This is a genomic window from Streptomyces nitrosporeus (genome assembly GCF_008704555.1).
In the GTDB taxonomy this organism is placed as follows: Bacteria; Actinomycetota; Actinomycetes; order Streptomycetales; family Streptomycetaceae; genus Streptomyces; species Streptomyces nitrosporeus.
This window is the reverse complement of the sequence record NZ_CP023702.1, coordinates 7221676-7235326: the sequence shown is the minus strand read 5'-3', so window position 1 is coordinate 7235326 and position 13651 is coordinate 7221676. Positions and strand designations below refer to the sequence as shown.

The following is a 13651-nucleotide window of genomic DNA, read 5'->3' as shown; positions in this document are numbered from 1 at the left end:
TCGCCTGTCGCCCCTTCCCTCTCCGCCCCGCGTGCGCGTGCCCGTGCGGTCCGCGCGTGTGCGGCGGCCCGGGTCCGCGGCGGTCAGGAGGGCGCGGCGCCCGGGGGCAGGAAGCGGACCGAGGGGCGGCCGTCCGGCCCGTCGGGCGTGACCACCGCGCGTACCCGGTAGACGTCCGCGATCAGCTCCTCGGTGATGACCTGCGCGGGGGCGCCCGCCGCGACGACCCGCCCCCGGGCCAGCACGGTGACCCGGTCGCAGAACATCGCGGCCAGGTTGAGGTCGTGCAGGGCGATCACCGAGGTGACGGGCAACGCCGATACCAGGGACAGGAGTTCCAGCTGGTGCTGGATGTCCAGATGGTTCGTCGGTTCGTCGAGCAGGAGTTCCCGGGGCCGCTGGGCGAGGGCGCGGGCGATCTGGACCCGCTGGCGTTCCCCTCCGGAGAGGGTGTGCCAGGACTGCCCGGTGCGCCCGGTCAGTCCGGTGGCTTCCAGCGCCTCCTGGACGGCCGCTTCGTCCTCGGGGCCGGGGGCCGACCAGGCACGGCGGTGCGGGATGCGTCCGAGGCGTACGACGTCCAGCACACTCAGTTCGGCCTGGGTGTCGGCGTGCTGGCCGACCACGGCCACCCGGCGGGCGACCGTGCGGCGGCCGGTTGCGGTGAGGGGGCGGCCGTCGAGGGTGACCCGGCCGGTGTGCGGTGTGAGGACACCGGCCATGATCCGCAGCAGGGTGGACTTGCCGGAGCCGTTGGGGCCGAGGAGCCCCATGGTGCCGCCGGGCGGTGGGGCGAGGTCCACACCGTCCAGGACGAGCCGTCCGCCGGCCTCCCTCCCCACCCGTGCGGCGCGCAGCCCCCCGCCCGCGGTGACGGTCATGCGGTCCTCCGGGTGCGGTACAGGACGAGGACGAAGGCGGGCACCCCGACGAGGGCGGTGACCACGCCGACGGGCACCTCCTGGGGTTCGAGCACGGTCCGGGCGAGGGTGTCGGCCCAGACCAGGAACACCGCCCCGGCGAGGGCGGTGACGGGCAGCAGCCTCCGGTGCCCGGAACCGGCCAGCGCGCGGGCGGCGTGCGGCAGGACGAGGCCGACGAAGCCGATGGCGCCCGCGGAGCTGACCAGGGCCGCGGTCAGCAGCGCCGTGGTGCACAGCAGCACCGTCCGGGTGCGGGTCACCCGCACGCCGAGTGCGGCGGCGGCGTCCTGGCCGAACGCGAAGGCGTCGAGCGTACGGGCGTGGCCGAGGCAGATCAGCAGGGTGACGGCCAGTACGGCGGCGCAGACCCGGACGTCGGTCCAGCCGGCCCCGCTCAGCGAGCCGAGCAGCCAGAACAGCACGCCGCGGGTCTGCTCGGCGTCGGCGGCGGTCATGACGACGAACGAGGTGAGCGCGGAGAAGAGCTGCATGGCCGCGACCCCGGCCAGGACGACCCGGTCGGTGGTGCCGCCGAGTGTGTGGCTGAGCAGCATGACCAGCGCGAAGGAGCAGAGGGCGCCGGCGAACGCGCCCGCCGGGACCGAAACCGCTCCCCCGCCCGCCCCCAGGACGACCACGGCGACGGCTCCGGTGGACGCCCCGGAGGAGACGCCGAGGACGAAGGGGTCGGCGAGCGGGTTGCGGAGCAGTGACTGCATGACGGTGCCGCACACCGCGAGCCCGGCCCCGCAGACCGCGGCGAGCAGGGTGCGGGGCATGCGCAGGTTCCAGATGATGCCGTCCCGGATCGGGGTCAGCCGGGTGTCGCCGAGGCCCAGGTGCGCGGCGACGGCGGACCACACGTCCGGGACGGAGATCCGCGCGGGGCCGATGGTGACGGCGACGGCGACGGACAGGAGCAGCAGGGCCGTCCCGGCGGTCCACAGCAGCCCGTCGCGCAGTGCCCGCGCGCTCCGGGGGCCCGTCGCGGGCGACGGCCGGGGGCGGACGGCGGGCCTCCTTCCGGTGAGGGTCACCCGGAGAGTCCGAAGGAGCGCAGCCCGGCGGCGACGAGTTCGATGCCCTCGACGGTACGGATCGACGGGTTCATGGCCTGGCCGCTGAGCAGTACGTAGCGCTTGTTCCTGACCGCGTCCATGTTCCTGGTGGCGGGGTTGGACTCCAGGAACCCGATCTTCCTGGCGGCGCTCTCGGCGGTCTGCGACTCACGGGTCAGGTCGCCGATGACCAGGACGTCGGGGTTGCGGTCGGCGACCGTCTCCCAGTTGACCTGGGGCCACTCCTCGTGGGTGTCGTCGAAGACGTTCTTCGCGCCGAGTTCCCCGGTGATGGCGCCGGGCGCCCCGCAGCAGCCGGCGAGGTAGGGCGCTTCGGAGTTGGCGAACCAGTAGAGCAGCGTGGTGCCGGAGGCGTCGATGCCCCGGGTCGCGGCCTCGACGCGGCCGTCGAGTTCGGCGACCAGTTCCTCGCCCCGCTCGGGAACGCCGAACACCTCGGCCAGGTCGCGTACTTCACCGTAGACGTCGTCCATGGTCACGGGCTTCGCGCGCACGCCGTCGCCGCTGCCGCTGTTGTCCTTCGCGCCGCAGTCGGCCGGGGAGAGGTAGGTCGGTACGCCGAGTTGCGCGAACTGTTCACGGGAGGCGACGCCGCCCTTGCCGAGGGTGGATTCGAACGAGGCGCTGACGAAGTCGGGTTCCAGGCCGAGGACCTTCTCGGAGGAGGGCTGGTTGTCGGCGATGCGCTCCACGGTGGCGTTGGCCTTCTCCAGCCCCTTCATCACCGGGTCGGTCCAGGTGGCGGTGCCGGCGAGCCGGTCGGCGAGGCCGAGGGAGAGCAGGATCTCGGTGGATCCCTGGTTGAGGGAGACCGCCCGGGACGGTACGGCCTCCACGGTCACGGTGCGTCCGCAGTTCTTCAGCGTCACGGGGTGGCCGACGGCGCCGTCGTCCGGTGCGGCGCCGGGTGAGATGCCCGCGCCCTGGCCGGTGCAGGCGGCCAGCAGGAGGATTCCCGCGGGGAGCAGGGCGGTTCGGCGTACGGCGATGGGTATGGACGGCACGGGGTCCCTCTGCGTCTCGGGGCTCTTTGCGCGAAGCCCGGTACGGGTACCGCCCCCGGGCGGGGGCGGTGGCCAGCAGGTCTTCGGACTCGGGATCGTCCGGACGGGGCGCCTTCCCAGGACAGATGCGGTGTCCCAGTGGCCGTGGCCCCGCCCGTCCCCCTCACCGCTGCGCGTCAGCTCCGGATTCGCACCGGATTCCCTGACTCCAGGTGGAGTGTGACTGGCCCGTGCAAGCTATCACGCAGCGGCCGGGGGCCTGCGGGGCCCGTACGGAGGTGTCCGGTACCGGGGCCCCGCGGGCGCGGGCCGTGCCGTGCTGTTCCGTCAGCGTGGGTGTCCTCCCGTCGGGCATTCCGTGCCCCAGCTCTGGTGAACCGATTCGCCGGGCTTCGGGCGGGGCGGTTGCCGGCGGGCCAGCACGGACGTCGTGCCCCAGTAGGCCAGCAGCACGGCGCGCAGCCCGACGGCCTCCAGGGCCTCACGCAGCCCGCCCTGCCCGGGGCACGGTCCACAGGGCCGCCGGCCTACGGCGCTCATGCCGCTCCCTCCCCGGCGGGGGCGGCCGGTCCGCGGTGCCAGGACCCGTCCGGGTCGTCGTAGGCGTCGGCGTGGTCCGGGCCCGCGATCGGCCAGTCGGCGAGCAGTTCCGCGGGCAGGGCGAAGGACTCGGCGAGTTCGGGGGCGTGCGCGGCGACGGCCGCGATCAGCTCCTCGGTGATCTCCGGGAGCGCCGCGACCTGTCCGGCGTCCAGCAGCCCCGCGGCCAGCAGGTCGCCGCTGTTACGGGCCACCCATTCGACGGTGAACAGCCGTTCCAGTTCGGTCAGCCGCTCCCGGGCGGCGCCTTCCGGCAGCAGGGCGCGGGCCTGTGCGTAGGCCTCGGCCGCCTGCCGGTAGGCGTAGGCCTCCACCCCGCGCACGGCGGGGCCGGCGGCGGCGTTCCAGCGGCCGAGCTTGTCGTCGTCGGGGTGGCGCAGCGCGCGTTCCCTGGCCCGGGTGAACCAGATGTCCTCCAGCGCGGCGACGAGTTCGCCCAGGAAGCGGGGGTCGGCCAGGTCCCCGGTGCCCGGGACGCGGCGGGCGCTCTCGCGCACGGGTGAGGGGGTGAGGAGGAGTTCTCCGGCCGCCTTGGCGTACAGGGCGATGTTGTCGCCCTCGGCGGTGATGGCGCCCTCGATGCCGGTGACCCGGTCGCTCATGCCGTTGTTCTCCAGGAGGGCCTGTGCGCCGCAGCGTTCGCGGCACTGGACGATCACTCCCCTGGCCTGCCAGGTGATCCACGCCTTGGCGACCGAGACCAGGCGCTCCGCCTCCACCCGCTCCTTCTCGGTGCAGACCTCCCAGCGGTCGAGGACCCGGCGGTGCAGCAGGCTCATCGCGAAGACCGTGGCCATGGCCGAGGCGAGCGGACCGTGGTGCGTCCGGAAGGCGTTGACCGGCACCTGCCGGGTGCCCCGGGCCGCCGACACCGTGCGGTGGCCGCCGTAGCGGACGGCGACGGCGAGGCTGGCCCGGGCCGACCCGGCGGCGCAGGCGCTCATCGAAATCCTGCCGGGGGTCACCCGGCCGATGGAGGCCAGGAAGTGGCGGCGGCGTTCGGCCCGCAGGGCGCCGGACTCCTTCCGGCCGCCGTACGCCTCGAACGCCCCGAGCAGGGCGTCCCGTTCGAGGAACAGATCGTCGAACCAGGTCAGGCAGTGGTCGACGGGGCTGCCCATCCTGGCCGGCAGCGGCCGCACCCGGACGCCCGGCAGGGGGCGTACGCCGTCGGTCAGGGCCACCAGGAACAGGCGGATGCCGTGGTCCGTTCCGCCGTCCGTCAGACGCGCGGCGACGAGCCCGGACTTGGGGCCGCCGGCCGGGCTGGTGTTCGGCATGAACTTCTGCGCCCCGGCGTTCGGGGTGCTCAGGACGAAGCCGTCGCGTTCGCGGTCGTAGGCGGCGGTGGTCTCCATCGCCGCCGCGTCGTTGCCGTGGGCCACCTCCGTACAGAGGAAGGTGCCGATGCTCCGCATCGTGAGGTAGTCCGACAGGTCCCGCCGTCCTGCCGGGTCGTGGTCCAGGAGGCTTCCGAGGAAGAGGTTGTAGTGGATGCCGGCGACGGTGGCGAGGGCGGGGTCCACCGGGCCGAGCCATTCGTGCAGGGCGGCCAGGGCGCGGGTGTCGGCGGCGAGGCGGGCCCCGCTGTCGAGGGAGCGGTTGAGCACCCTCAGCCGCTCGTAGGCGAGGGCCAGGTGCTCCTCGGGGGTTCCGCCGGCCGGGCGGCGGAACGGTTCTGTGCTGATCAGCCGCTGCCAGAACCCGTGTTCCCGACGGTAGCCGCTGCCGAGTAGGACCCCGGTCAGCAGTTCGGCGGTGGACGGTGGAGCGGTCTCGGTAAGGGTCACGGTCATACAGTGCTGAACGACCGGGACGGGGCCTAGGACACCGTCAGCGAGCAGGGCCCCGGGTACGGCCGAGCGCTTCGGCGAGTTCGCCGGTGCCGGGGGGCAGGGCCCCGGGCCGGGACACGGTCACGGCGGCGGACGCGATCGCGTGGCGCAGTACGTCGTCCAGGGTGTGCGGGCCGAGGGCGCGCAGGCGCGCCCGGCCGCCGTTCCCGAGGAGTCCGTGCGCGGCGAGCGCGTGCAGGGTGCCGGACATGAACGCGTCGCCGGCCCCCACGGTGTCGGCGACCCGCACGGCCGGCGCGCTCGCGCGGGCGGCCGTGCCGGGCGCGAGGGCCAGGGCCCCGTCGGCGCCGCGGGTGACGAGGACGAGGGCCGGTCCCGAGTCCAGCCAGCGCGCGGCGGACTCCTCCGGCGGGCGGCCGGGGTAGAGCCATTCCAGGTCCTCGTCGCTGGCCTTGACCACGTCGCTGAGCGCCACGCAGCGTTCGACGCGGCGGACCGCCTCGGTGCGGTCCCCCATCAGCCCGGGCCGCACGTTGGGGTCGTAGCTGACGGTCGCGGTGTCCCGCAGGGCCTCGGCGGCGGCGAGGACGGTGCGCGCGCCGGGTTCCATGACGGCGGCGACCGATCCGGTGTGCACGTGCCGGTACGGGCTCCGCCCGGCGGGGGCGGTGCCGGACAGGGACCAGCCGATGTCGAAGGTGTAGGCGGCGCGGCCGTGGCCGTCCAGGGTGACGGCGGCGGCCGGGGTGGGGGCGGTGGCCCCGTCGGTCCGGACCCGGACCCCGGCACGGGTCAGGTGGTCGCGGATCAGCCGTCCGTGGGCGTCGGGGCCGAGCTGGGTGAACAGGGTGGTGTCATGGCCCAGCCGGGCCAGGCCGTGGGCGACGTTGGCGGGGCTGCCGCCGGGGTGCACCCGGTCCGCCCCGGGGGGCTGCCGGACGACGTCGGCGACGCATTCGCCGATGACCAGCAGGGCGGGGCGGTCGGGCATGGGGGTCTCTCCTGGAAAAGCGCCGGCGGCAGGGGTCCGGTACGTCGGCCGCCGGGTCCCCGCCGCAGATTCTGCCCGGTGCCCGGGAGACCACCGCGCCCGCCCCCCGCCGGCCGTGGGCTCCCGCCTGCCCGGTGTCCCCGGACCCCGGCCGCGGACGCCGGGCAGGCGGGGGCACCGGGCGGGCGGGGCCGTGCGCACGGATCAGGGGGTGCCCTCCCGCCCTTCGTCCCCGTAGCGGCGTTCGAACTTCGCGACCTGCCCCTCGGTGTCGACGACCCGTGCCTTGCCGGTGAAGAACGGGTGGCTCTCGGCGGAGATCTCGACGTCGACGACGGGGTAGGTGTTGCCGTCGTCCCAGTCGATGGTCCGGTCGCTGGAGGCGGTGGAACGGGTCAGGAAGGCGTAGCCGGCGGAACGGTCACGGAAGACCACGGGCCGGTAGTCGGGGTGCTTGTCCTGCTGCATCGTCTGCTCCTGGGGGTACTCGGATCGACCGGCCCAGCCTCGCGGGCGGGCGCCTCCGGCGCGATCCGGGGCATCCGTACGGAGCAGCACGGCCCCGGGCCGCCGCTCCCCGCCCTCCACCGGCCGCCCGTCACCCGCCGCCGGTCTCCGCCGCGGGGGCCGGTACGGGAGCGGGGGCGGGGCGCCGGGTCCACAGCAGGGCGCCGGCCAGCAGCACCGCGGCGGCGAGGAGCCACGGGAGCGGGCCCGCGGGCAGCGCGCCGACGGCCAGTCCGCCGGCCGCGGCGACGAGCTGGAGGCAGAGCGACTGGACGGACAGGGCGGTCGCCCGGGCGGACCCCTCGACCCGGCGGTGCAGCAGTTCGTTCTCACTGGGGCCCGCGGCGCCGAGGGCGAGGTAGACGAGGGCGTACCCGGCGACGGCCACGGCCTGGGCGGACGCGCTCGACGAGGTCACGGTGGCCCCCAGGGCCAGCAGGCCCGTCACCCCCGCGGCGAGGCTCACCAGGACGGCGCGCTCGCCGCTTCCGGCGCGCCTGGCGACGTAGGGGGCGAGCTGGCTGCCCAGAGCCGAACAGACGAATCCTGTCGCGGCCAGCCCGGCGAACAGCACCGCACCGGACTCGGCGGTCCCGGTGAGCTCCGCGGCCCGCCCGGGGGTGAGCAGTTCGAGGGCCGCCAGCGCGGTGCCCACGGCCGCGGAGGTCATCAGGACACGCCGGATCACGGCGTCCCGGCCGCCCAGTTTCACGCCGTCGGCGACGGCGGCCGGGACGCCGGTGAGTACGGCGCGCAGGGTGGTCCGGGGGCGGGGCGCCTCACGCAGCGCGGTCAGTACGTAGCCGATGAAGGCGATCTCGACCGCCGCGCCCAGCAGGGCGGGGACGGAGAGCGGCAGGACCGTGCCGGACGTGGCCGTGCGGAGCGCGGCGCCCGGGGCGGAGCCGGGACCGAGGAGCCAGGGCAGGGCGCCGCCGAGCAGCATGCCCAGCGCGAGTGCCGCCGACTGGGCGGAGCTGCCGCGCGCCAGCCCGGTACGGATGTCGGCCCCGGGCCCGGCGTGGGCGTTCACGGTGTCGACGTACCAGGCTTCGGCGGGGCCGCTGGACAGGGCACGGCCCGCGCCCATCAGCGCCATCCCAAAGGCGAGTACCCAGCCGGCCGTGCCGAGGCCGATGAGGAGCAGGGCGGCCAGGTCCAGCACCCCCGCGGCGACGAGGACGGCACGGCGGCCGATGACGTCGGAGAGCCCGCCGGTGGGGAGTTCGAGGGCGGCGGCGGTGAGGGAGTGCGCGGCGAACGCTCCGGCGACGGCGGCGAGGGCCAGGCCGCGTTCGGTGAACAGCAGCACCATGGAGGCGCCGGCCAGTCCTATGGGCAGCCAGAAGAGGAAGGACACCGTGGCGTAGCGGCGGCGGGCGGCTCGTTCGAACGCGGGGCCCCGGACGTCCGGTTTCCGGTGGGCGGCGCCCTCCGGCGCGGCGCCGGTCACCGCCGCCCCTCCCCGGCGGGCCCGGGGGCCGGGGCGGGCACGGGGCCGGGCTCCGGGGTGCCGGTGTCCGGCTCGTCCGGTCCCGGGGCTGCGGGTCCCCCGCCGGCCAGCGGCAGTGCGGCCACGACCAGCACCACGTGTTCGGTCCCGGGCCGGTCCCGGTCCCGGTCCGTCAGTTCGGCGATCTTGGACCGGACCGTCTCCCACAGCTCCCCGACCGACTCCGGCGTCAGCCTGGGCATCAGGTCGTCGATGCCCGACGTCTCGTGCCACTCCCGCCCCAGCCGGGCCGACGCGATGTCCGCCTGGTGCCGCTCCAGCGAGTTCCCCAGGTGTTCGAGCTGCCGGCGCCGGAAGAAGCCCAGTGTCTCCTCCCCGCCCGGCAGGGCCATGACGGCCTCGTTGCTCCACGACGTGACGGAATGCACCGCTTTCCAGCGGCGCTCCCGTCCGTCGCGGTGCTCCGCCTCCTGGACGAAGGCGTGCTTGGCCAGTACCCGCAGGTGGTAGCTGGTCGACGCCGACGACTCGCCCGTCGTGGCGGCCAGTTCACTCGCCGTGGCCGGCCCGTGCTGCCGCAGCAGTCCGAGCAGCCTGAGGCGGAGCGGGTGGGTGAGCGCCTTCAGTGCCGCCGGGTCGCCCCCGGGGTCGAGCATCCGGCGCGAGTCGTCGTTGTCCATGACGGCAGGCTAGAGCCCGCCACCACTATTGCAAAAGCATTTTTGCAAAATTTATTTGGCGAAATCCGGAATCCCTCAGTCCGTACGGGCCGCCTCCTCCACCGCGTCCGCGACCAGCCGCAGGAAGCGTGCGTGGGCCTGGGGGCTGCAGAGCGGCTCCGGGTTCCACGCGACGGTGTGCGCTCCCCCGCGCACGGGCGCCCAGCCGGGGTCCTCGATGCCGTCGAGCGGGACCGCGTTGGACCGGATGTCCGTGAGTACGATGTCCGGCCGCAGCGCCGCCGCCCGGTCCCAGCCGCCGGTGGACCAGTTGATCCCGGGTCCCTCCCCCGGGGCGACGAGCCGTACGCCCAGCCCGGCCAGCACCCGCAGTTCGGGCCACATGTGGGGGCGGGCGAGGTGCACCTCCCCTTGGCCGGCCGGTGACAGGGCCACCACCCGGGGCCCCTCCTCCCCCGCGGCGGCGAGAGCCCTCGTGAGCCGCGCCCTGGCCTCCTCCAGCGTCCGGCCGGCAGCGGGGTCCGGGGTCCCCCCGAGCGAGCGCGCCAGCTCGGCGAACCGGTCGGTGACCCGGTCCAGTGTGCGCGCCTGGCCCACGTCGATCACCACGACCGGGACGCGTTCCTCCAGGCGCTTGGCGGTGTCCGGGTCCAGCCCGTAGATCTGGCCGTGTCCGTAGCTGACGGCCACCACCAGGTCCGGCCCGCCGCGCAGCAGCGTCTCCACGTCCAGGCCGTCGCCCGCGCCGCGGTAGTCGACCGCGTCCAGGGGCAGCGCCCCGGTCTTCGCCCGGTCGGGCTCCGGGCCGTCGTGCCCGGAGCCGAATATCCCCTCCGGACGTATCCCGAAGTCCTCCAGGGTCGCGCCCGCCTGGACGTACGCCAGCACTCTCGACGGCCTTCGCGCCGCGGCCGCCGACTGCCCCCGGTCGTCCGTGAACCTCCACGCGCTCTGCTGGTCTGTCAACGATCCGTCCCTCCGTGTCGAACCTCCCGGGCCTCGCCCGGGACCGGCACCCACTACTTGCCCAGATCCCCTCAGGCACACCCCTGCGTGGAGCGCCCCAGGAAGGTGAGCGGCCCGGGGTCGGGGACGGCGATCTCATGGAATCCGATCCGGTCGTAGAAGGCCCGGGCCGGGGTGTTGGCGGTCAGCATGGAGAGGTGGACGGCTTCCGTCCCCCGCGCGCGCAGCGCACCGAGGAAGGCGTCCATCAGCGCGCGGCCGTGGCCTCGGCGCTGCCACGGCGGCAGCAGGTCGATGTGCAAGTGGGCCGGGTAGGCGTCCAGTTCGGGAAGGATCATCCGTTCGGGCCGGTAGAGCAGTGCGGTCATCTCCTCGGTCCGCCCGACGGGCTCCCCCTCCGGCTCGGGGAAGCGGTCCGTGACCAGCGGGAGCCAGCGGGAGCGGAACTCCTCCACGAAACGCCGGGTGTCCGCGGTGCCCAGGACATAGCCGACCGCCCGCCCCGACCCGTCGTCCAGGACGAAGGCCAGGCCGGGGTGGAGATGGGCGTAGGGCTCCGCGAACAGAGCGGGCATCAGCCCCGGGTCCGGGTAGAGGTGGCGGGAGTCGCCCCCGTTGTCGGCCGTGCGGACGCAGATGTCCGCCAGCGCCTCCCGGTCCGCCGGACGGTAGGAACGTACGTACGCAGCATGGGTCATCGAGCCATCCTGACTGAGTGGGAGCGCTCCCACAAGGGAGGGGCGGACTGTTTGGGAACCGGTCCCCGGGCCGGGCCCGCGTGCGGTCCACCGGGTCCCCGGCCGCGGTCCGCCGGGCCCGGGCACGCGGCCCGTCCGGCCCGGCGGGCGTGGCGCGCCCGGCCGTCGGCCGCTCAGTCGTCGGCCGCCCGGCCGTCGGCCGCTCAGTCGTTGACCGCTGTCAGCAGCACCACGGCGTCCTCCAGCGCGGTCAGCCCGTGCCGCTCCTGCGGGATGGGGTGCAGTGTGCCAGCGGTCAGTTCCACGTCGCCGGAACCGGCGGTGAGCCTGACCGCGCCGCGCAGGACCTGCAGCGACGCGGCCGGAGGTGCGTTGTGCTCGTCGAGGGCCGATCCGGAGGTGAGTGCGATCACCGTCTGCCGCAGGGGCTCCTGACGCAGCAGCAGGTGGGCGCTGCGTCCGTGCGCGTTGTCGCGGGCGGCGGCCAGGTGCTCCTCGGCGAGGGCGTTGAGATCATCCATGCGCCCACTGTGCCGCAGCCCCCGGCCGGACACGGCGAGGCGCGGCCGGGGGTGCGCGGAGAGGTCAGCCCGTGGTGCAGGTGACGGTGGGCCAGGTCCAGTTGCCGTTGGCCTGGATCGTGGCGCCCCAGTTGTTGCCGTTCCCGTTGGGCTTGGCCACCAGCGTCTGCGCGTTCGGATAACTCGCGCCGATGTTCCAGGTGGAGAGGATCTTCTCCCCGGACGGCACGTTCATCGTCACCGTCCAGTCGCTCGACCCGCTCACCGACACGTTCAGGTTGTAGCGGTCACCCCACTTCTGCCCCGCCGACAGCGTCGCGGTACAACCACCGCCACCACCGGAACCGCCGCCGCCGGGGGCGACGGCCCGGCCGGTCTGCGGGGAGATCATGCCGGAGCACAGGCCCTTGCCGGCGAGGGTCTGCGCGATCCGCGGGATCGCGGCGAGGGTGTTGGCGGGCCAGTCGTGCATGAGGATGACCTGCCCGTCGGTGAGACGGGAGGCGGCCTGGACGATGGCGTCGGTGCTCGCGTTGTTCCAGTCCTGCGAGTCGACGTCCCAGATGACCTCCGTCAGTCCGTACTTGGCCTCGACCGAGCGGAGGGTGGCGTTCGTCTCGCCGTAGGGCGGGCGGAAGAGCTTCGGGGTACCGCCGCCCGCGTTCGCGATGGCCTGCTGGGTACGGGAGATCTCGGAGTCGATCTGCGCCTGGCTCTGCTGGGTCAGGTGCGGGTGGGTGTAGCTGTGGTTTCCGACCCACATGCCGGCGTCCACCTGGGCGCGTACCTGGGCGGGGCTGGAGGCGGCGTACTGCCCCTGGTTGAACATGGTGGCCCGCAGGCCGTTCTGCTTGAGGGCGTTGAGCAGGGCCGGGGTCGACGCGGACGGCCCGTCGTCGAAGGTGAGTCCGACGTATCCGTTGCAGGCGGCGGCCCGGGACGGGGCGGCGGTGGCGGTGGCGGTGGCGGTGGCGACGGTGCCGCTGGTCACGGCCAGCGCGGCGACGGCGAGGCCCGCCAGCGCGGTGCGCGCCCGGCGGCGGTTCGCGGCGCCGGGGGCCGGGGTGCTGGTGCGGGGTGTGATGGGCATGCGGATGAGTCCTCCTGGTCCCGCCCGGTGCCGGCCGGCGCCGGGCGGGGGTCAGCGGTCGTCGGGGGGTCAGCTCGCGGTGCAGGTGACGGTGGGCCAGGTCCAGTTGCCGTTGGCCTGGATCGTGGCGCCCCAGTTGTTGCCGTTCCCGTTGGGCTTGGCCACCAGCGTCTGCGCGTTCGGATAACTCGCGCCGATGTTCCAGGTGGAGAGGATCTTCTCCCCGGACGGCACGTTCATCGTCACCGTCCAGTCGCTCGACCCGCTCACCGACACGTTCAGGTTGTAGCGGTCACCCCACTTCTGCCCCGCCGACAGCGTCGCGGTACAACCACCGCCACCACCGCCACCGCCGGAGCCGCCGCCGGTGCCACCGCCGCCGGAACCCCCCTCGCTCACCGTGATGTTGGAGCTGCCGCTGCTCTGGTAGCCCTCGGTGGCGAGGATCATGTAGTTCATGGTGCCGAGGTTCATGCCGTGCGAGGCCCAGGCGTCGAAGTGGTTGCCGGTGGTGATGGTGCCACCGGTCCGCTTGGACTGCCGGACGCTCCAGAACTGCTTGAAGGTCTTCGTGCCCTCGATGGAGGGGGCGTTGTACCGCGTCGTCTCGTAGATGTCGTAGGTGCCGCCGTCGCTGTTGACGGTGCCCTTGAACGTGCCCGTGGGCCGGTAGGTGCCCCAGTTGTCCACGATGTAGTACTCGACGAGCGGGTTGGTCGACCATCCGTAGAGGGTCAGGTAGGCGTTGCCCGAGGGGTTGAAGGTGCCGGAGTAGGTGACGCTCTTGCGTCCGCCGGTGCTCCAGCCCTTGCCTGCGACGAAGTTGCCGGTGTCCTTCCACGAGGTGCTGTAACTGCCGCCGGACGCCAGGTTCATGGAGACCTGGCCGCCGCCGTCGGTCCAGAACGAGTAGTAGTACCCGTTGTCGGTGCCGGTCTGGTTCGTGGTGATGACGGTGTCGGCGCTGGCCGTTCCGGGCAGCAGCATCGCGGCCAGGCCGGCCAGCAGCAAGGCGCATGCCCCGCTGACCAGCGACACGAGCCGGCCGCCTCTGCGGCCGGCCGTACGGACGGGTGTGTTCATGTGCGGGCTTCCTCCTCTGAGGAGTGACGGCGAGCGGTCGGCGCGTGACGGCTCCCGGCAGGGGCCGGCCACGGCCTGGGGACGGTGTCGGCGAAGGTCCGCGTCACCGGGCGCGGCACGGCCGCGACCGGTCCGCTCGACGCCCTGGGAACCGGGGCGCGGTGGCGTCCCGGATCGACAGTGGTTGAGGTCTGTCAACGGCGAACAGTGTTGACCTGCCCCCGTCAACTGTCAATACTTTCGGACACGTTGACGAAATC

At 74.1% G+C, this 13651-nt stretch carries 13 protein-coding genes and 1 riboswitch; all 13 genes read right to left on the bottom strand.

Translation table 11 applies throughout. The features are described from left to right. Positions 1-83: 83 nt before the first annotated feature. On the bottom strand, positions 84-881 hold the full coding sequence (locus tag CP967_RS32225; RefSeq protein WP_150491347.1) for an ABC transporter ATP-binding protein: 798 nt from the start codon (positions 879-881) through the stop codon (positions 84-86). Continuing rightward, a complete protein-coding gene (locus CP967_RS32220) occupies positions 878-1960 on the bottom strand; it encodes a FecCD family ABC transporter permease (RefSeq protein WP_150491346.1) in 1083 nt (360 codons plus the stop codon). The genes CP967_RS32225 and CP967_RS32220 overlap by 4 nt, the downstream gene beginning before the upstream one ends. Beyond that, the gene (locus CP967_RS32215) at positions 1957-3006 is read right to left on the bottom strand and encodes an ABC transporter substrate-binding protein (protein WP_150491345.1); all 1050 of its coding nucleotides are present in this window, start codon (positions 3004-3006) and stop codon (positions 1957-1959) included. Before CP967_RS32215 ends, CP967_RS32220 begins: the two co-directional genes overlap by 4 nt. Positions 3007-3063: 57 nt before the next feature. Then, positions 3064-3249, bottom strand: a riboswitch (cobalamin riboswitch). Between the two features lie 293 nt (positions 3250-3542). Then, a complete protein-coding gene (locus CP967_RS32205) occupies positions 3543-5402 on the bottom strand; it encodes an acyl-CoA dehydrogenase family protein (RefSeq protein ID WP_150491343.1) in 1860 nt (619 codons plus the stop codon). Positions 5403-5439: 37 nt separating this feature from the next. Beyond that, positions 5440-6393, bottom strand: coding sequence for a carbohydrate kinase family protein (locus CP967_RS32200; protein WP_150491342.1), 954 nt, complete (start codon positions 6391-6393; stop codon positions 5440-5442). A gap of 204 nt (positions 6394-6597) precedes the next feature. Beyond that, positions 6598-6861: a type B 50S ribosomal protein L31 gene (locus CP967_RS32195; protein ID WP_150491341.1), complete on the bottom strand. Its 264-nt coding sequence runs from the start codon at positions 6859-6861 to the stop codon at positions 6598-6600. Between the two features lie 130 nt (positions 6862-6991). Then, entirely contained in the window at positions 6992-8353 is a 1362-nt protein-coding gene (locus CP967_RS32190; RefSeq protein WP_229888617.1) for an MFS transporter, read from the bottom strand. Next, on the bottom strand, positions 8350-9033 hold the full coding sequence (locus tag CP967_RS32185; protein WP_150491340.1) for an ArsR/SmtB family transcription factor: 684 nt from the start codon (positions 9031-9033) through the stop codon (positions 8350-8352). Before CP967_RS32185 ends, CP967_RS32190 begins: the two co-directional genes overlap by 4 nt. A gap of 75 nt (positions 9034-9108) precedes the next feature. After that, positions 9109-9999, bottom strand: coding sequence for a substrate-binding domain-containing protein (locus CP967_RS32180; protein ID WP_150491339.1), 891 nt, complete (start codon positions 9997-9999; stop codon positions 9109-9111). Positions 10000-10070: 71 nt separating this feature from the next. Beyond that, a complete protein-coding gene (locus tag CP967_RS32175; RefSeq protein ID WP_150491338.1) occupies positions 10071-10697 on the bottom strand; it encodes a GNAT family N-acetyltransferase in 627 nt (208 codons plus the stop codon). A gap of 203 nt (positions 10698-10900) precedes the next feature. Continuing rightward, positions 10901-11218: a cupin domain-containing protein gene (locus CP967_RS32170; protein WP_150491337.1), complete on the bottom strand. Its 318-nt coding sequence runs from the start codon at positions 11216-11218 to the stop codon at positions 10901-10903. Positions 11219-11282: 64 nt separating this feature from the next. Beyond that, the gene (locus CP967_RS32165) at positions 11283-12308 is read right to left on the bottom strand and encodes a polysaccharide deacetylase family protein (RefSeq protein WP_150491336.1); all 1026 of its coding nucleotides are present in this window, start codon (positions 12306-12308) and stop codon (positions 11283-11285) included. A 69-nt stretch (positions 12309-12377) separates the two neighbouring features. Next, a complete protein-coding gene (locus CP967_RS32160) occupies positions 12378-13391 on the bottom strand; it encodes a glycoside hydrolase family 11 protein (protein ID WP_150491335.1) in 1014 nt (337 codons plus the stop codon). Between the last annotated feature and the right edge of the window lie 260 nt (positions 13392-13651).